Source organism: Cognaticolwellia mytili, from assembly GCF_002104475.1.
Lineage (GTDB): Bacteria > Pseudomonadota > Gammaproteobacteria > Enterobacterales > Alteromonadaceae > Cognaticolwellia > Cognaticolwellia mytili.
On the sequence record NZ_NBOF01000005.1, the window covers coordinates 206,519 to 226,668 of the forward strand.

General features: G+C 38.4%; 15 protein-coding genes. 4 read left to right on the forward strand and 11 right to left on the reverse strand.

Annotation, left to right across the window (positions count from 1 at the left end; all coding sequences use genetic code 11):
- Positions 1 to 5 precede the first annotated feature (5 nt).
- The 6 genes from B7C41_RS16615 to B7C41_RS16640 all read right to left on the reverse strand — a co-directional run bounded on the left by B7C41_RS16615 (position 6) and on the right by B7C41_RS16640 (position 9,226).
- Entirely contained in the window at positions 6 to 1,364 is a 1,359-nt protein-coding gene (locus tag B7C41_RS16615) for an ABC transporter permease (RefSeq protein ID WP_085300079.1), read from the reverse strand.
- A gap of 9 nt (positions 1,365 to 1,373) precedes the next feature.
- A complete protein-coding gene (locus tag B7C41_RS16620) occupies positions 1,374 to 2,075 on the reverse strand; it encodes an ABC transporter ATP-binding protein (protein WP_085300080.1) in 702 nt (233 codons plus the stop codon).
- Positions 2,076 to 2,086: 11 nt separating this feature from the next.
- Positions 2,087 to 3,361, reverse strand: coding sequence for an efflux RND transporter periplasmic adaptor subunit (locus tag B7C41_RS16625; protein WP_085300081.1), 1,275 nt, complete (start codon positions 3,359 to 3,361; stop codon positions 2,087 to 2,089).
- 257 nt (positions 3,362 to 3,618) lie between these two features.
- Complete coding sequence (locus B7C41_RS16630; protein WP_085300082.1) at positions 3,619 to 4,248, reverse strand: OmpA family protein; 630 nt, start codon at positions 4,246 to 4,248, stop codon at positions 3,619 to 3,621.
- A gap of 134 nt (positions 4,249 to 4,382) precedes the next feature.
- Positions 4,383 to 5,978 carry a methyl-accepting chemotaxis protein gene (locus B7C41_RS16635; protein WP_085300083.1) on the reverse strand — a complete coding sequence of 532 codons (1,596 nt, stop codon included), beginning with the start codon at positions 5,976 to 5,978 and terminating at the stop codon, positions 4,383 to 4,385.
- Positions 5,979 to 6,337: 359 nt separating this feature from the next.
- The gene (locus tag B7C41_RS16640) at positions 6,338 to 9,226 is read right to left on the reverse strand and encodes a M16 family metallopeptidase (protein ID WP_085300084.1); all 2,889 of its coding nucleotides are present in this window, start codon (positions 9,224 to 9,226) and stop codon (positions 6,338 to 6,340) included.
- A gap of 147 nt (positions 9,227 to 9,373) precedes the next feature.
- Between B7C41_RS16640 and B7C41_RS16645 the strand changes: the two genes are divergently transcribed.
- Complete coding sequence (locus B7C41_RS16645; protein WP_085300085.1) at positions 9,374 to 10,195, forward strand: SDR family NAD(P)-dependent oxidoreductase; 822 nt, start codon at positions 9,374 to 9,376, stop codon at positions 10,193 to 10,195.
- Positions 10,196 to 10,223: 28 nt separating this feature from the next.
- On the opposite strand, the gene B7C41_RS16650 is transcribed toward B7C41_RS16645, so the two are convergent.
- On the reverse strand, positions 10,224 to 11,150 hold the full coding sequence (locus tag B7C41_RS16650; RefSeq protein WP_235839758.1) for a peptidylprolyl isomerase: 927 nt from the start codon (positions 11,148 to 11,150) through the stop codon (positions 10,224 to 10,226).
- Between the two features lie 189 nt (positions 11,151 to 11,339).
- Here B7C41_RS16650 and B7C41_RS16655 point away from each other — a divergent pair, with 189 nt between their 5' ends.
- The 3 genes from B7C41_RS16655 to B7C41_RS16665 all read left to right on the forward strand — a co-directional run bounded on the left by B7C41_RS16655 (position 11,340) and on the right by B7C41_RS16665 (position 14,480).
- The gene (locus B7C41_RS16655; RefSeq protein ID WP_085300086.1) at positions 11,340 to 12,050 is read left to right on the forward strand and encodes a DUF445 domain-containing protein; all 711 of its coding nucleotides are present in this window, start codon (positions 11,340 to 11,342) and stop codon (positions 12,048 to 12,050) included.
- 205 nt (positions 12,051 to 12,255) lie between these two features.
- Positions 12,256 to 12,993, forward strand: coding sequence for a class I SAM-dependent methyltransferase (locus B7C41_RS16660; RefSeq protein ID WP_085300087.1), 738 nt, complete (start codon positions 12,256 to 12,258; stop codon positions 12,991 to 12,993).
- Positions 12,994 to 13,292: 299 nt separating this feature from the next.
- Positions 13,293 to 14,480: an amino acid aminotransferase gene (locus B7C41_RS16665; RefSeq protein ID WP_085300088.1), complete on the forward strand. Its 1,188-nt coding sequence runs from the start codon at positions 13,293 to 13,295 to the stop codon at positions 14,478 to 14,480.
- 117 nt (positions 14,481 to 14,597) lie between these two features.
- Here the strand turns inward: B7C41_RS16665 and B7C41_RS16670 are convergent, their stop codons facing one another.
- The 4 genes from B7C41_RS16670 to B7C41_RS16685 all read right to left on the reverse strand — a co-directional run bounded on the left by B7C41_RS16670 (position 14,598) and on the right by B7C41_RS16685 (position 19,868).
- Positions 14,598 to 15,218, reverse strand: coding sequence for a DUF1361 domain-containing protein (locus B7C41_RS16670; RefSeq protein WP_085300089.1), 621 nt, complete (start codon positions 15,216 to 15,218; stop codon positions 14,598 to 14,600).
- Positions 15,215 to 16,159, reverse strand: coding sequence for an HAD family hydrolase (locus B7C41_RS16675; protein ID WP_085300090.1), 945 nt, complete (start codon positions 16,157 to 16,159; stop codon positions 15,215 to 15,217). The genes B7C41_RS16670 and B7C41_RS16675 overlap by 4 nt, the downstream gene beginning before the upstream one ends.
- Before the next feature lie 5 nt (positions 16,160 to 16,164).
- The gene (locus B7C41_RS16680) at positions 16,165 to 17,349 is read right to left on the reverse strand and encodes a mechanosensitive ion channel protein MscS (RefSeq protein ID WP_085300091.1); all 1,185 of its coding nucleotides are present in this window, start codon (positions 17,347 to 17,349) and stop codon (positions 16,165 to 16,167) included.
- Positions 17,350 to 17,609: 260 nt separating this feature from the next.
- Positions 17,610 to 19,868 (reverse strand): TonB-dependent receptor, encoded by a 2,259-nt coding sequence (locus B7C41_RS16685; protein WP_085300092.1) that lies wholly within the window; start codon positions 19,866 to 19,868, stop codon positions 17,610 to 17,612.
- Positions 19,869 to 20,150 lie beyond the last annotated feature (282 nt).

The window sequence follows — 20,150 nt, forward strand, 5'->3', positions numbered from 1 at the left end:
TCTCCTTATTGTGACTTCAGTTGGCTAGCGGGAGGAACATTACACAAACGCCAAATCGGATAAATACTGGCCACTATGGTGCAAATAATACCAGTTAAAAAAGCATGACCAATCATAGTCCAGTTCAGCTGAAAATAAGGTAGAACATCTTCTACACGTACTGTGTAATCAGAGGAGTACAGGCGAATACTCATCATACCTTGCAGGCCAAAGTAAGAAATAACAATGCCAAGTACGCCGCCTAAGAAACCAATAATGATCACTTCAAGTAAGTGCTGCATGATAATGGTTTTCTTTTTTGCGCCAAGGGCTCGGCGTAAGCTCACCTCTTTTTTCCGGCGCATAAATTTAGCTAATAAAATTCCCACGGCGTTCAACAAACAAACAGCAAAAAATAATGTTGCTAAGACAGAAAAGGTATTAAGAAATTGGTTTCGACCATGAACATATGCCAATTGGTCATTTAAATTGGTTAAATACATGACTAGCTCTCGCGGAAAACGCCCTAATGCTCGCTCACTTTCCATATAGCTGATAATTTGTTGACGATAGTCGGCAAATTTTTCCTCTGGAACCTCAGCCCAAAACGTTACCCAAGCACATTCAGAGTTAATTAAGCGTTCTGTATTCTCAGTGCGAAACGAACGAGCAATATCAGCATTCGCTGCCCAACAATCAAACCCCGCACGACGCGGTAAACCATTTTGCATAGCAAAGCTATAAGGAATAAAGAAATTGTCTGGGCGTGCGCGCGAAAAACTTCGGTCATAAAATTTATGTGTTAAATGCCAAGTATCTAATACACCAATAATTTTTAAAACATGGGTATTGATACGCACACTTTCACCAACACTATTACGGCCACCAAAAAGCTTGTCGTTCATTAGCTTACTAATAACAATAACCGCTTCGCCACTTTCTTCCGTCGCTTTGTCCCAACCATTGCCATGTAAAAAAGGTGGTTCAAACATGGTAAAAAAAGCACTATTTGTAACCGCGGCAAAAGTTCTTAGTGGATTAATATTTTCATCTTCAACATTTAAAATACCATACGTTGACCAGTTAAACGTTTGCTTTACACCTGGCATTTCCATCTGCATTAAGTTCAAAGTATCTTTGTAGGTAGTATCAACCATGCGTGCTTGGTGCTCTACCGCATCGGCGGTAACTTCACGATTGTCCATTTGCAATAGAAATACATTTTTACTCTTATGCGCTAACGGCACTTGGCCACTTTGGTAGCTCATGGTTTTAACTGTGGTGTATAAACCTAAACCTGTCGCTATCGCTAATATGGTTAATAAAGTTAGCGCAGGGCGTTCTTTCAAACTTTTCAGCGCCAAGTGAAAATTATAACTGAACATAATTAACTCCTATGCGCTGCGAATAACATCATCAGCAACTGATTTTTCAATATCACTGACTTGGCCATCAAAAATTTGAATATTGCGATGTGCACGGCGTGCGAGTTGATCATCATGCGTCACCATAATAATGGTTGTGCCTTTGCTATTAATATCTTCAAGTAATTCCATTACTTGCTGCGCCATTAATGAATCCAAATTACCAGTAGGTTCATCCGCTAATAAAAATAACGGATCACCCGCAATAGCACGAGCAATAGCAACACGTTGTTGCTGACCACCTGATAGCTGGGTCGGTAAATGCTGCATACGTGATGCTAAGCCCACAGTTTCTAGTGCATGTTCAATACGCTCTTTACGCTCTTTTGCGCTCATCCCACGGTAGCGTAGTGGAACATCAACATTGTCAAAGAGGGGTAAATCAGGCAAAAGATTAAAGCTTTGAAAAATAAATCCGATTTTTTGATTTCGAATTTCTGAGAGTTTGTCATCACTGAGTCCTTTTACGTTATGACCATCTAGAAAGTAATCACCTTCTTCGAAGGTTTCTAAAGCGCCGGCTAAATTTAAAAATGTAGTTTTTCCTGAGCCCGAAGGACCGGTAACTGATACAAATTCCCCACTCTTTATGTGTAAATCCACCTTACGTAAGGCATGCGTTTCTACTAAGTCTGTACGATATATTTTGCTGACATTTTCCATTCTTAACATTTGTTTTTCTCCTAATTAGTCAGATAGATTTGTTCGCGATTATTGAAAATATCAATACTTGAGATAACAATTTCATCACCAGCTTTTAAGCCTGAAACCACTTCTATTTCGCCAATACTACGAGCACCTAAGGTAACTTTTTGACGTGTTGCATTGCTGTCATTTACTCGGTAAATAATTCGTCCACCACCGCTTTCAACGAAAGCGCCACGGCGGACTTTTAAAATATTTTCTTTTGATTCAATTAAGATACGCGCGCTAACACGCTGGTTTTGACGCAAACTTGCTACAGTTTCCGCATTAAAGCGCAAACGCCCAACCACTTGTCCATTGGTAACTTCAGGTGAAATAGCCACTAATTGGCCATCGTGCTTTTCACCGTTAAAACTAATTTCTGACGCTAAGCCAACACCAAGGTCATCAGCAAAACTTTCAGGAATATTCACTTCCACTTCAAAGGCGCTTAAATCGATAACAGTAATTAATGAGGTATTACTGGCGACACTATCTTTTTCACGAATGTTGACGCTTCCAATGATGCCGTCGGTTGGCGCAAATAACGTTAGTTCATTCACTTGTCGTTGTAGGTCATTAACCACAAACTGCTGACGATTAAGTTGTGACTGGCGGGTTTTTAATTCAAATTCCATGCTTTCTTTTTGCAAGTCAAAACTTTGCTTAGCATGTTCATGCGATAAACTAGCGCGCTTGAATTCAGCAACTTTTTCTTCATATTCTTTTTTGCTGATCAGCGAGTCTTTAATGCTGGTCACCGCGCGATCTTTATTAACTTTCGCAGCCTCTAAATTAACCGCTGACATTTCTATCGTTTGCTGATTATTTAGCTGTGTTGTTTTCATTTCAATACGCTGACGGCCAACGGCTAGTTCTAATTGCTCTAGCGTTGCCAGTTCTTGTTCGTATTGATTTTTTAATTGCGGGCTATCAACCTCAGCTAACTTTTGGTTTTCACTAACCGCATCACCTGCTTTAACAAACAAACTGACAATACCTGGTGCCGTCGCATAGAGTGTTGGACTATTAGCTGCAACAATGCGACCTTGCACGCCAATATCACGTTGTAAGTTACCTTTTTCAACCACAGCAAAACGTAAGCGCTCTTTTGAAATCGCCATATCCGACGAAAACATATTATTAAATTTTGGCACAACGAAAATGCCGATAGCCGCTATCAATAAAACAACGGCTGTCACTTTCATCATTAATGATTTCTTTTTGCCAGTTTGGGCGATCTGTACATCTTGACCAGAAGTATCTTTTAACATTTTCTTTTCCCTGAAACTTTTAACATATGGGTATTGATGTACTGGTGATATAGCACAAACGATGCCAAACCTTAATCCATTGATATTTAAGGATAAATTTATTTTTTATTTTGTGCGAACAGACATGTGTTCGCAAAGCAGGGTGTGCGAACAGTAAGTTTTGAATTGCTTAAAGGTATAATGAAAAGTTATTGTTAAAATGAAAATACCGCGACAGTGCGCGGTATTTTATTGCTATTAAGTAGCTAACGAAGGAATTATGCTTGATTAGGAATAATTTGAATTTCTACACGACGGTTCAGTGCTCGGCCATTAGCAGTCATGTTATCTGCAACTGCACGACTTTCACCATAACCAATGGTTTTTAAGCGGCTAGCAACAATATCTTTATTAGTTAAGTATTGCTTAACGCTACCAGCACGTTGTTCAGACAAGTTTTGGTTAAACTGTTCAGCACCTTGGCTGTCAGTGTGGCCTTCAATGCTCAATAAGGTTTTTTCATACTTATTTAGCACTCGAGCGATATCATCTAACGTATTGTAAAAACCTGACGTAATATAAGCTTGCCCAGTTGCAAAAGTAATATTAGCAGGCATGATCAAGCGTAAGTTATCGCCTTCACGCACAATTTCAATGCCTGAACCGGCTAATTCATCACGAAACTCTTGTTCTTGCTTGTCCATGTAACCGCCTATTGCGGCACCAGCAATAGCACCAATAGCTCCGCCCCAAACGGCACGTTTATTCTTATGATTACTGGTTGACTTACCTAACACTGCACCAGCAATAGCGCCAATAGCAGCACCTTTTTCTTGGTTGGTACTAACACAGCCGGTAGCGGCCAATGAAAATGCAACTAAACTGATGATAATTTTTTTTGAATGCATGAATACTGCCTTATGTAGAAATACTTTGTTCGCATCATAACAAAACTAGCTGAATAACAGGTGAACAAAGCGCTATTTATTTCAATAGTACAGCACCTTACTTTAATTATTAGCTCTGCAAAATGACAATAGAATCAAGAATTTTTCGATGTTGTGTCCTTGACAAAGAATTGATTAATCAAACTTTGCAAAATGTTTAACTCTGTCATTAATTTATCGCCTAATTGCACCGATTGAGCACCATGTTCCACCCCTTGATTAGCAATATTCTGAATGGCAATAGTATTCTGGTTAACTTGCTCAGCAACAACTGACTGCTCTTCTACAGCCGTTGCAATTTGTAAATTCAAACTTGTAACTTTGTCCACTTCACCATGAATCTTCTCAAATGTGGTTCCTGAATTATTGGCAAAATCCAAACATTGATTAACTTGCTCTATCCCTATATCAATGGATGATGTAGCCTCAATAGACTTATTATTTAAGCTTTGTAAAGTCGCTTGAATTTCTTCCGTTGATTGTTGTGTTCTTAAGGCCAAAGCCCTCACTTCTTCTGCCACAACCGCAAAACCTTTACCTTGCTCTCCAGCTCTTGCCGCCTCTATTGCTGCATTTAAAGCTAACAGGTTGGTTTGATCGGCAATAGAACTAATCTCATCCGATATAGTAGCAATTGAATTACGTCCATCGGCCAAGTCTTTAATGATGACATAAATATTGGCTAACTGCTTTGACAGTGTTTCGGTAGCTTGGGTGGTTTGCTCGACTACTGACAAACCTTGAGTTGTCATTTTTTGGCTTTGAAAAGAGGTGTCAGATGCATACGTGACAGAAGCAGATAAATCTTGGATAGTGCTAGCCATTTGGCTCATTGCTGTTGCAACCTGTTCAACCTCAGTACTTTGCTCCACTAACATTTGAGAAACTTCATTGCCATTAATTTCCGTTTTTGCCGCTATATTACCGACATGCATTGACACATCTCGTACTCGGCCAACAATGGCATTAACCTCAGAGCTACTCATCTTTAATGCTAAATTAATATAACCGACGTCATCGGAACTCCCTGAATATAAATAGCTCATTAAAGGGTTATCAAAAATTTCTTTCGCTCTACTTATACTTCTAGTGTAATGGTTACGCCATCTTATAAATATAAATAATCCTATTGATAGAAGTACCGTACTGATCAAAGAAATGGTCACAGGCATAGTGCTATATAGAGGAGAACTGGCTATAAATAAAATAGCAAATACCATGCACAATAATGTATAAAGAGTGGAATCGTAGTTCTTTAATTTACGTTTAACAGACCTATCATTGCGGTTAACTTTATCATAAAGGCTGTCAGCTCGTTCGACGACATCACGGTCGAGCTTACTGCGTACTGATTGATACTCCTTAATTTCTCCATCGCAACTTTTAATTGGCGTGACATAGCCATTTACCCAATAATGGTCACCATTCTTACAACGATTTTTGACTGGTCCCATCCATGATTTGCCACTTTTGATTGTTTGCCATAAGTCTTCAAATGCTGCTTTAGGCATGTCCGGGTGTCTAACAATATTGTGTCCATGCCCAACAAGTTCCTCATTACTATAGCCAGCAATATCGCAAAAATCTTGATTTGCATAGGTAACTTTTCCTTTCAAATCAGTTGTTGAAAGTAAAATAGATGATGAAGAAAAAGATTTTTCGATTCCGCTAACCTGAACTGAAGATGACATAAATATACAACCAATAAATCCAATAAAATCAATGCGTGCTATATGGCTTATCGGTTTAACAAGCCATTAAAAGTGCTGGCGATTATATCCATATTCAATAGAAGAAGTTTGATGTAGCTCATATTTTGGACAGTATGTAATTAAGAAAGTTAAATATTGGGATATAGAGAATTACGCCTATAGAACTATGGATGGCTCAAATATTTATTTAGCGGGAATAAAAATAAAAACGCCACTGTGAATGTGACGTTTAATAGACAAAAATGACAACTTGGTGTTTGCATTAAAGTAAATGATTACCTACTTCCATGTAGGTAATATCGCAAGCCAACACAAATATGAAGCCATAGATAAACTAGTTACCTAAATACGCTTTCAGCCGCAATCACATCAACATTTTTTGCTGGTAGTGTGAGCTTATAGCTTTCGATAACTTTATCAGTTGCTAATAACTCAGCTGGCTTTTCAGAATTGTATTTCAATGGTGAGACTTGTTCTGATAACAAACGTTTTTTCATGTCTTCGCCATCACCTGAAATAAAGACATAATGAATATCATCAGTCTGCAAGTTTTCTTTAATTACGCGATTAACGTCGGCCAAAGAAAGCTTTGCAAACTGCTCACGGACATATTTAACAAACTCACCAGTTTGGTAGAACTCGCTATCAAGCGCATAGCCTAATTGTTGGTCTTGGCTAGCAACCAATTGCGGTGCATAGTTAGTTAAATAATTACGCGTTGCTTGAAAGTCTTTTTCACTCATGCCATTTTCAATTAGCTTGTCCAGCTCATATAAAGCGGCACGTGTAGCAAAATGGGCATCATTATTCGAACGTAATGGACGTAACCACACTTGGAAAATTTGGCTTGAACGACCTAAGTTAGCATCTGGCTTAGTTTGGAACATACCACGTGGAAAATACTCAATATAAGAATAATCACCGTAGTTCATGCCACGTGCTTGGCGAATTTGTTGGTACAAGTAGCTGTTTGAACTTCTGTGCTCGCCAAAGTACGAACGCACTAACCAAAGCGCTGCCCAGTCTTTATCATTACGGATAGTATCAATTGGAAAGCCAAATGAAACCGCAGTTGATTGTGCATTCTTCTCAACAATAGTCGCATGATGGCCTTTTAACACTGGCGCTTTTGCAATCGTTAAGCGTTTTTCATCACCCACGGGTAAAACCGTTAAATCTTTCATTAACTGTGCTTTTAAGTCACTTGGCATAGCGCCGGTAATACCTAAATGCAGCTTAGCTTGCGTTAACTGTGCAGCATAAAAAGCTTTAACATCATCAAGAGTTAGCGCTGCTAAATCAGATAAGTCACCACTATTAAAGTTTTCATAGGCATGACCTCGGTAAAGTTCGCTATAAAGCACCTCTTTACCTAATTCTTCGTCATTTGATGATTTTAAACCGGACTTAATACCGTCAATCAATTCTTTTTTCAGACGTTTAAAGTCATCTTCACGCCAGCCTGGATTCAGCAATTGGTCGCTAATTAATTGATACCATTGCTCAGCATTGTCTTTGTGAACTCGCCCCGTAAACGACATCATTTCTTTATCAAGCTGCGAAGAGAAGCTGCCCGCTAATGGATATAAACCTTTTTGAATGTCTTTATAGCTTTGCGTTGCTGAACCGCCCTGCGTTAACATTTGTGCAGTTAATGCTGCCACACCTTTCTTGCCGACAGGGTCTGCCGCAGCACCGGTGTAAAATAAAAAGTTAACATCAATTAACGGCGATTCGTTGGTTTTATCTAGTACGGTAAATCGTGCTGTTTTAGACTTAGCGCTATCCGCGGCAATTTTTGCAACGGCTGCGTTTAAATCAACTTCTTGCGCAAATGCTTCTACTTTATCAAGTGCTGAAAGCGTCACTGTCGTACGATTATCATCAATAAAATATTTATTTGCTACGCGTTTGATATCTTCAGCCGAAATATTATCAAAACTGTTATATAAGTGGTTTATCGTTTCTGGATCACGATCAAAATGCATATAACTAGCAAGTGTTGATGCAATTGACTCTGATGAGTCTAAGCTATTTACGAAGCTATATTTTAAGTTTGATTTTAAGTTATCTAACTTCTCTGTAGAAACAAGTTCAGTACGTGCTTGAGCGTATGTACGATTAATAGCATCGCGTACAGTCGCTAAGTCTTTTTCTTCATTCACTTTAATGAAAACGTGACGTAAGCCTGCATCTTTCGTTTCTGGGTTGTAGTTAAACATTTGGCTTGCCAATTGTTTATCAACCACTAACTCTTGGTATAACGCTGAGTTATTTGAAAAGTATAATTGCGAAATTAAATCGAGTGCGGCACGATCTTTCTTCTTCGGTTGCCAATCAGCACCTTTGTACGACACTAATAGCCAATGCCCAGGTAAGCCATCAAATTTTTCATGTACATAACGAGGTGCGGTTTGTGCTGGCTCTTGGGCGATATCATTTACAAAATCACCTTTTTTCCAGTTACCCCAATGCTTTTCAACCATCGCCATGGTTGCTTCTGGTTCAACATCACCAACAATTACCAAGGAGACATATTCTGGCTTATAAAACTGTTTAAAGAACTTTTCACCATAGGCTAGTTGATTAGGCATAGCTTCAACGTCTTCAAAAAATCCCATGGTGGTATGTTTATAGGTGTGGGTATCAAAAGCTTCTTTACGTACTGCTGCTAATAATTTACGAATAGGACTAGCATTATTTTTTAAGTATTCACCTTTAACCGTTAACGCTTCAGTTTTAAATTGTGCGTCGGTATAGTTTAAGTTTTTAAAATGATCGGCCTGAATTTCTAATACTTTATCTAAATGATCTTTAGAAAAATCTAAATGATAGTTGGTGTAATCATTAGTAGTATATGCACCGTTATCCACGCCAGCATTTTTAAATAAATCAGCATAAACGTCTTGTGGAAATTTATCTGAACCTTTAAACATCATATGTTCAAAAAAGTGGGCAAAGCCTGTTCGTCCCGCTTCATCTTCATCACGAGAACCAACAGAAACCGGAATTTGCACTGATACCAGGTCTGGGTAGTCAGTTTTTACAATCAATACTCGTAAGCCATTTTCTAATTCTTTAAAAACATAATTTTGGCTAAATACTTTATTTTGGTTAACTTCAACTGCCGCACTTTCTGGCGTTGAGCTTTGATTGTTTTGTGTTGCTACACAAGCTGAGAGGGTGAAGCTGGCCACAATGGCCGCTGCTAAATATTTAATTTTCATTATTGATCCCTTTATTGTTATGCTGCTATTTTATGAAAATCATTGACACTTTTCATCACTTTAACAATAACTTTACAATATTTTCTGTAACAGAATACATACAGCCTAAATCAACCACGTTTTACTAAAAATAGGTGAACTAGAACTATGAATTCCGACTTTAACAATAAAACGGTCATTATTACCGGTGCTTCCGCTGGCGTTGGTGCCGCCACAGCTAAAACCTTTGCCAGTCATGGTGCAAACTTAGTTTTGGTTGCCCGAGGGCAAGAAGGGCTTGATAGCATTGCTAAAGAACTTGAAAAAGTAACATCAGTACTAACCGTGGCAATGGACATTAATAATGCCAAAGCCAACAAAGTATTATTCCTAAAAGCATTTGAAGCCTTTGGCTCTGTCGACGTATTAATTAATAATGCCGGTTTTCATCAACGTGGTGATGTTGCGTTAAATCAGGCTGATAAATTGGCGCAAATGGTTGATGTGAACTTACGTGCTCCTATTCAACTTTCCACCTTAGCTTTACCTTACATGCGAAAAGCTAAAGGTGGCGCCATTGTTAATGTTGGCTCTTTAGCAGGTAGAGCGCCCTTACAAGGTGCAGCAACTTACGCGGCCACAAAAGCAGGTTTGCGAGCATTTACTTACTCGTTATCTGATGAATTAAAAGGTAGTGACATTAATGTTGGTATTGTATCACCGGGCCCCATTGATACGGGTTTTATCATGTCGGAAATTGATCAGGTTGAAGATATTGTTTTCTCACAAGCAATGAGCAGCGCACAACAAGTCGCTGATGCTATTGTCAGTTGCGCTCGTGGCGAAGCAGTAGAAATTTCATTACCACGCACGAGCGGTTGGTTAACAACAATAGCTTACTTATTTCCAACATTACGAAGAGCCTTACGACCTGCGTTATACCGCAAAGGCCGTAAAGCGAAAGAAAAATACAAACAAGGCGGGGATTAAGCTAACGACTCTTTATATTTCTAAACTTTTATTCAGTCACTATTCGAGTCAGTACCGGTGTTTGACAAACATCAAGCACAGGTGGTGGCTTCTTAAAGAAAAAAGCATTGTCACGTTTAATGCGCTCAGCTAATTTTGTAGCAAATAAGGCACTTTCGGTATTTTTAATTTCTAATTGAATTTGCTCTGCTTCTGGTACATCGGCCATCATTTTCATAGAAATTATCGGTGTATAAGCGCTTTTAGGCACTTCAGTATCACCGTCTATTGTTGCTGTTCGAGTGATTGCTTGCACGTGGTTCATACCGTAAATAACGCGGCCAAATATAGTCATAATACGGTCTAAGTATCTTGGTGCTTGGCCGTTAGTTATATAAAAATGGCTAGATGCTGAGTTTGCGTCATTGCCACGTGCCATTGCAATAACGCCAGGACAATGTGTTAACCATGCACGTTTTTCACTGGCATTGGTTGCCAAAGCAAAACCGTCTTTAAAACCTGTTTGCTCAGCAAATAAGTCTTTGTTTTGCACTAAGGTAAATGACCAATTTTTGTCTGTTTGCCATTCTCCTTCAAGATCTAACTCTGCAACTGAGCGATCAGAGCTACTGCCGTCTTCTGGCCCTGCTTGCGCGACAAAACCATCAATAACACGGTAAAATTTATTACCGTCATAGTGGGCTTCTTTTGTTAAACGCATAAATTGTTCAACATGCTTCGGTGAAAATTGTGGTGCTAATTCAATCACTACTTTACCGTGTGGCAAAGTCATCATCACCATATTTTCAATCGCTACTGCTCGCCATTCATCTTTATTTTTCAAGGCATTTTCAGCAGCAACACGTGCCATTATTTGTTCCTGAACACTTTGCTCTGCATTCGCCACTGAACTTAGCGATAAACTCACTGCACCAAAAGCCATCACTAAACCTGAAAACATTTTATTAAATTTCATGAGCACCCTTTATTATAATTTTTATATTACTTAGTAAATCAGAACTAGCTTTTCGGTGCTAGTTTTTGCGAAAAAAACGCCGAAAATAAATGAATTATTGGCGCAACTGCGGGCAATTGATAACATAGTCGCCATAAATTCAAATACCTACACTTATAGCTGCAAGCTATAAGGCATTGCGGAGCTTTCGTGAATAAAAGTTTTATCACTAATTTCTTAGCATTCATCGCTGTTATTCTTGGCTATGCATTTGCAAATAATATTATTTTCACCATAGGTTTATTTGCCTTATCGGGCGCAATAACCAATTGGCTGGCAATTCATATGTTATTTGAACGTGTACCTTTTTTATATGGCTCAGGCGTTATTCCGGCACGTTTTGAAGACTTTAAGCTCGCTATTCGTAGTTTAATGATGGAACAATTTTTTACCGAAGAAAACATCGATCGATTTTTAGCTGGTAATGATAACCCAGCGACAGCTATCGATTTAGCACCCGTGATCAACAAAGTTGATTTATCACCCGCATTTGACAATTTAGTTAGTGTTGTAGAGCAATCATCATTTGGTGGCATGTTGGCAATGGTCGGCGGCACCGAAGCGTTACAGCCAATGCGCGAACCTTTTATTGAAAAAATGCGCGCATCTGTTGTTGAGATCAGCCAAAGTGAAGAATTCAATACAATTTTACGTGAAGAGTTAGAGCAGCCAAGTGTAATGGCAGGTATGCGCGATAAAGTCAGTGACATTATTGAAAAACGCCTAAATGAACTAACACCGCAGCTCGTTAAAGAAATAGTGCAAAAAATGATTCACGAGCACTTAGGCTGGTTAGTTGTTTGGGGTGGTGTTTTTGGCGGTATCATTGGCTTAGTTGCCGCGGTTTCAAGAAACTTCTAACTTTCTTGTCACGCAATTAATTTCAACTATTCAAACCTAAATCTAAAGCCAGTAGTTAAGCGCTAACTACTGGCTTTTTCTTTCTGCCTTCTATGGCTTCCCTCTAGGTACATAAATTGAAACAGTAAAATAGTTTATATTTTAAACGATTAGCTTAAACTCAGTTTTAGTAGAAATAATAATAATACGCTAGGAATATTTACCAATGACTAACTTTACGCTTCGTTTAATTCAACTTACTGCCGTAATTGCTATCGCAATAAATTCTACGACAACCTTGGCACTTGATTTAGCCAATAGAACAAAAAGTGATATTCAACTCGACTCTTCTCGTAAACCGACAGAAATAATGAATTTTGTCGGTGTAAAGCATGGTGATAAAGTGCTCGATTTGTTGGCTGGTGGAGGTTATTACTCAGAGTTACTGTCACGCGTAGTTGGCAATGAAGGCGAAGTTGTTTTGCAAATTCCTAAAGCATATTTAGGCTTTGTTGGAAAAGAGTTAGAACAGCGCCTAGCTAATGATCGACTTAAAAATGTTAACTACCTGCTAAGTGAAGCGCCAGATTTACAACTACAGAACAATCATTTTGACAGTGCATTTTTAGTCTTAGGCTACCATGATATGTTTTTCAAAGACCAAGGTTGGGATTTTCCAGCTGACGTGGTGATGCCACAAGTATTAGCGTCATTGAAAGTTGGTGGTAAATTGTTAGTTGTCGATCACAGTGCTGTAAGCAAGCGCGGTGCACAAGACACGAAAACCTTACACAGAATTGAAGCTAAGTTTGTCATTAATGACTTAAAAAAATATGGTTTTACCTTAGTTAAACAAGCCACGTTTTTGGAAAATAAAAATGACACGCGCAACACATCTGTTTTCTCCCCCGAATTACGTCGTAAAACGGATCGCTTTGTTTTGCTATTTGAACGAACAAAGTAGCGCTGTTCTTCGCCAAAAGTGTAGATAAAAAGGCACTTTTAGGTACTTTTTAAACATTTTGGTTAATTAGAGCTAACGTTAAAATTAAAAAATAGTTTATTTAAAGTAAAAGACAAATAACTGACAATTATCAGCTATATTTTTTTAGACTATTTTCTAACGCTTTTTTTAACCTTAATGCTTTAATTTTAACCTTATTGCCGTTATGCTTGCCCTTTAATAACAGGGATTAATGCAGCGTATTCAACATCGGTGTTAAATCGCTTAACTCCCTCTCTTCGTAAAAGGTAAACCCAGAAATGTTTGGTAGCTTAACGGCGTTGCCTGCCGATCCTATTTTAGGCTTGTTGGCTAAATATCGTGAAGATTCAAATTCTCAAAAAATCGACTTAGGTGTTGGTGTTTATAAAAATGAAGCAGGCCATACCGCTGTTTTAGATTGTGTAAAAGCCGCAGAAAAATACCGACTCGATACCGAAGATACCAAAGTTTATATTGGCCCTACGGGTTCACCACTTTTTAACGAAGAGATGAGCAAATTAGTTTTCGGTCATCATAAAGTCTTGATTGAAGATCGTGCACGTACCGTTTCTACTCCTGGTGGAACAGGTGCATTACGCGTTGCTGCTGAATTTATTAACTCATGCAAAGCTGGCGCAACTATTTGGGTAAGTGATCCAACATGGGCAAACCACACTGGTTTGTTTCAAGCTGCTGGCTTAGTAGTTAAAACTTACCCGTACTACGATCATGAAAACAAAAACCTTAACTTTGATGGTATGTTAGCCGCTTTAAAAGAAGTTAAAGCTGACGATGCCGTGTTACTACACGCATGTTGTCATAACCCAAGCGGCATGGATTTAAGTAAAGAGCAATGGCAACAAGTTGCTGAAGTTGCGAAAGACATTGGCTTTTTACCACTTGTTGATATGGCTTACCAAGGTTTTGGCGAAGGCTTAGACGACGACGCATACGGTTTACGTTTAATGGCCGACAGCGTTAAAGAAATGATTGTATGTAGCTCTTGTTCGAAAAACTTTGGCTTATATCGTGAGCGTATTGGCGCCTGTACCATCATAGGTGAAAGTTCGCATAGTGTTGATGTTGCAAACTCGGTATTACTAACGGTTATTCGTTGTATCTACTCAATGCCACCAGCACACGGTGCCGCGATTGTTGAAACAATTTTACATTCTGATGAGTTACGTACTCAATGGCATGCTGAACTTAAAGAAATGCGTGATCGCATTAACGGTAACCGTCAGTTGTTAGTTGATAAACTTATCGAAAATGGCGTTACTCGTGACTTTAGCTTTATTCCTCGTCAAAAAGGTATGTTCTCATTCTTGGGCATAACGCCAGAGCAAGTACAGCAGTTGCAAGACGAATACAGTATTTACATGGTAGGTTCAAGCCGCATGAGTATTGCCGGTATTGCTAACCGCAATGTTGATTACTTAGCGCAATCAATAGCTAAAGTATTATAGTTACTAGCTCTTGACGTGCATGGGTGTACTAATACTTTAAAAGACAGAATGTCTAGAAAAGACCTAAACATAAGCCGCTATTAATAGCGGCTTTTTTATACTCAAAAATTAGAAAACCTAAATGGTTACTGCTTTCATCGGGTGGGTCGCTATACGTGCTTTTACCTTAGCTTTTATGACATTGTTTACCCGACTAAATGCCTCATAAAAACTATAAAATAGTAAAAACAAAGCAATAATAATCAACATACTTTTACCCCCACTGATATCGACTAAAACATCTCGAAAAACAATGATAGGGTGATGAATTATATCGCTACTTTCTAAGCGTTGGAAACGTCCTAAATACACACCAATAGCTGCTAGTAGATGAATAATAGGCACAAATGCTTTACTTAGAAACCCTTGATTAAGATGTTTTAAATATTGATCAGCCCATTGAATTGAAATGACATAAAACTCAAAATTTACCAATAAAAATATTATGTAAAACGGTACCAGCACTAGCAGCAAATATGCTGTTGAAATGTTAGGTGATTTCACCGCAGCAATAAAATGAATGATATCAGTCAGCACGTAAGCACTATTAGGTATAAATGCGACAAAAACCAAAGATAATATCCACCAAAGCACACTGCGATGATGGCTAACTTTAAATAAGTAAAATGCCAAAACAAAGGGTATAAACGCCAATATAAAATTGATGACTACCGTGAAATGTACAGGTATTGAATTCATTTATTTTCCTTTGAAAAACTCTCATCATGTTCAAAACTAAACATAGTTCGCCAATCATTTTTCATATCCACTACCTGCCAATTCTGCTCTTTAGCAAACTTTAATGTGCTTTTACCAAAATAAAGGCGAGGATCAGGGCCATATTTATATTCACGAACTTCATCAGTATGATGAATAAGTACACAAAGAGACTGCGCTGTAGTTCGAGCCCAACGCAGCATTTCAACATCACCTAAGCTATTACCAAACGCGGCAATAGGCCGTTTTGCTAACCGGCGCTCAATGCCTAATACTTTGCCCGAGCGGTATTCAAATGAAAATGGTAGAGCTTCAAGCTTTACCGCTAGTTCATCACCACGTTTTGATAAACGAGTTTTACTGCTACTAGCAATAATGCGATTTTCAGGCACGTTATATACTTCATCAGCCCAAGGACGAATAAAGTTTGCACTGCCACCAGAGACGATATAATTAGTAAAACCATGTTGCGCAAATAATTGTAGAACTTCTTGCATAGGTTGATAAACAAGCTCAGTATATTTGCATTTGTACCTTGGGTGCTCAGCTTCTGCTATCCATTTTGAAACGCGCGAACGATATTCATCGGTAGTTATTCCTACCCGAAAATAACCCACTAACATTTTCGTTAAACCGCCTAAGTCTTTAACACCACGAATGCTCCAATTTACCGCGCGTTTAAACTTTGAAGCATTTTCTAAGACATCAGCACCTAGCAGCTCTTTTTTATAAAAGGCCATTTGTGCAAGTAAAGGCTTTTCCACCCATAACGTACCATCATTGTCGAAAGTGGCAATGCGTTCGTCTTCTTCAACGTAGTGCGCTGAATCAGGTGTGGTAACTTTCTCTAGAAAATCAAGAATACGCTGTTTAACGCTACCTTCATGCCATGAAGGTAGCGGATCATTGTTACTATTTTTCATAACTATTATGAAGTGACAGTTTTGGTCGATTGACAATCTTCAGCATTCGGCACCGGCTTAATCAAAATATCTGAATCAAAGCCAACAAACTTACCACTCCAAATAAACACCTGCCAAACCAATACACCAAATGGGATATAACCAAAATAACCAAGCAACGGCATCTCAGAAAAAACATGAATAACATTGACGTAGGGAATGTCGTAAATCCAATAATTTGGATTAGTTGCCGGTAAAAGAGCATTAGCGCTACTACCATAATTCCACATTTCCCAAAACAAGCCATTAAGTAATGATGATACGCCAATTAACACACCAGCAGTCCAGTTACCTTTTGCAATATCCGTAAATGGGTTCCAAATATTTAGTCGCATTAAAATACCTGTCATAACAGCATATGGGCCAATCCAAACCGCCCAAAATAATTCATATGGCCAATAGACCATAGCCGCTATTAACACCGAACCAATGAAGATCATATGATTACCATTTAGCGCCATTTTAGGACCATTTTGATATCTGGCTTTCATATTTGGAAAAGTATGTAATAAGTTAAACCATTGAAATAATACCGGGGTTACCGTTGAGTATGTGATCAAAAACTCAATGGTGATTACCGTGCTAGACCACCCGACTTTATCGGCATTAGGGTAATACCAATTACCTAAAACAAAATAGTCGTAATATTCAAAATATAACCAGCCTACGATTGAAACACCGGCGGCAATTAATAATGTTAATGGCTTTTTGGAAAACAGCGATGCACCATTGTTTCGCTGATAAACAATGCCGTCTAGGAAAAAAATAAAGCCCCACCATAGCGGCGTAAAAGCCCAATGCACTAAGTCGCCAAATGGAGTTACACGAGTCCACATTAGCCACCAGAAAAAGCCCATGACAACACCACCAGTCCAAAACCACCACGGCAGAGACTTAGTCGATCGTGGCCTAGGTTCAACTGGAGCACCTTTAAAGCCAAAGTATTTTGGCATTAAAATCAAACCTCCAATATATAACACTCCAGCAAGCATCACTAAAAAATATGGCCAACTAAAACCAGGTGCATTGGCAACAAATTGTGGTGGGAATACACCAAATTTAGGTGGTAAATGGCTTGGATAAATAAACCAAGCCACAATAAGTGGGATAAGTAAGGTCAGTAATACTGGCCAAAGTAACTTCCATTTCATACGAAAATTCTCTTGTTATTCTTGTTATGGGTACTAACTAATAGTTAAGCTAAAATATCAAGCAGCTAGAGTAATGTAAACCTGAAAGTGTTTTATCGAAGGATTAAAAAACTTAATAAATATAATAATTTAGTAAAATTTTATTTTGGTTCAATACAAAGCATTGCCACCATGATGATCTAGTTGTTCATTAAAAACTAGATACAAAAAAGCTGAGATAAACTCAGCTTTAATTTTTTACTTACATATCAATTCAACGGCTAAAATTTATAACTTGCTTCGATACCCAACTGTCTTGCTGCCGCTTTTAATTCAGTCACAGCCCCAAGTGCAGCAATTGAGTTAAACCTCAGCTCACTATATTCAGTATTAGTTAAATTCTTCCCCCATACAGTCACGGTAAATGCTGAATCAAGCTCATAACTAACATGGCCATTAATTACTACAAAACTAGTTTGTTCTGTATAGCTATTTTCTTCTTGATCAAAATAGAAGTCAGATTGGTAATCAAAATTTAATTGTGCAGTTAAATCACGTCCCATTACTGACATATCACGAACAATAGCGCCGCTCAAATTCCATTCGGAGGCAAAAGGTAATCGATTGTCTTCAACTACGATGCCATTCTGATTAAATTCACCCATATTGGCTTCAGGTAGGTAACCAACATTTAAACGCAACTCCCAATCATGGCTTGGCACGAATACCAACTCAGATTCAAAACCGTATATGGTTGAGTCTCCAGCATTTTTTAAGACATGATCAACAGCAATACCTTGAGTCTGATTAACAAAGACCTGTTGTTCATGATAGTCATAATAAAATGCTGCTAAATGTATGCGCATATCCTGCTGCATAAACTGTAAATAAGCACCAACTTCATAAGCATCGAGCTTTTCAGGAGCATATTCAGACGCTATAGCTTGCGCTTTACTGGTAGAATAACCTGCGTTATAACCACCACTTTTGTAACCCCGAGAATAGCTATAATACACTGAAGAGTAGTCGCTTAACTTTTGATTTAATGATAACTTTCCAGAGAATTCATCATCTTCAACTTGTCCCTTTTCGTTCCATTTGTCAACTTCAAGACCAAAAGCTACCGTATCTTTATCAGCATTAGCATGATACTTAGTTGTTTCATCGGTGTAGCGTATACCTGCAGTAAGCGTGAACACATCGTTAAGCTTATGGTCAACTTGTGAGTAGAGAGCAAACGAATTATTTTTTAATTGATTATCATAGAAATATTGAGCAGCAACAGATTCAAATCCAGGAACCGGACGAAAGTCACGAAAAAGATCAAAACCATTATTTTGCTGAATATCTTCATTAACATAAAACACACCACTGACCCAATGGCTATTACCTAAATCAACTGCCACACTCAATTCTTGGCTGAAGATAGTATTATTAGTGCCCATAAAGCCTTCAACTAAATTACCCGGGCCATCAGAATCCCAAGAGTGAAAACGTTCTAATGAGCGATAACCGCTAATTGATGTTAACAAGATATCATTATTAAATTGCCATTCAAACTTAACACTAGCCCCCCAACTATCGGTGTCATGCTCTCTGTCAGCAGTATCTGCATTAACAGCCCAAAAGTCATTGCCACCAACTTGATTACCAAAGTTATCTTCACATAAACTTGACCCGGCTTGTGATGGTGTACATAACCCATCACTATCAACCTGATTAATACCGAGACTAGCGATGGGTTTAGGTCTCCCTGACCAACTTTCTGAGTGCAACTTGCTAGTAATCATTAAGTTATCAAACTCAGATTTAACTATTAAACGTAAGTTCGTTTGCTTTAAGCCTCCATTAGGTTGACCAAGCATTTGATTATTTGTCGAAAAGTCATAATCTTGATGGCTAATGGCAAAGCGCATTGCCGTATTATCACTAAGTGGAACATTTACCGCACTTTCTAACGACAGCGTGTCATACTCAGCAACACTGGCATTGATATAGCCGCCAAACTCCTGTTCAGGCTGTTTTGAGCGTAATAAAATCGCACCACCTGTAGTGTTACGGCCGAATAATGTACCTTGAGGCCCACGTAAAACTTCAACATGCTCTAAATCAAATAGGTTTACAGATAAATTATTGGCGCTACCGCTAACAATACCGTCAGAATAGACAGCAATAGGTGAAATAGTAGAAGTGTTGTAGTCAATCATGCCAACACCACGAATGTTAAACGCTGGTGGTGTACCTTCACCGGCATTATTAGTAATTTTTAAGTTAGGCACTAAAGCTGAAAGTTGCGTTGTATCTTTTAATTGTTGACGATCAATAGCCTCACCATCAATAACAGAAACTGCAACGGCAACATCATTAATTTTTTGTTTACGCTTTTGCGCATAAACTTCAATAACCTCTATATTCTCATCATTATCCAAAGACTTAATATTTCGAGTATTATCGGCAGGTATTTCCGCTAAGACAGAAAATGGTAACAGCGTAAACCCTGTAACAATTATCGCTACGAAAAGAAGATTTGACCTAAACATTTATTTCCCTTCAAAAACTTATTTTTAACCATAGCTACTATGGCTTAAATATATCTATTTTTTGCTCGCTTTACACCAAAAGTGCATGACGATGACATAGCTATCGCTAAGTGGTCCCTGAAGTTATATTCAAATCCTATTTGAGAGCGAAAAAACTAAATTATGCAGACATTATCTAAACAAAATGTAGCAATAGCAACTATTGTAGCAATTCGGCTGCGCTTTAGCTAAAAATGCTATCATTGAAGTCCTTGTTTATGAATATCCTTACTATTTCATCTG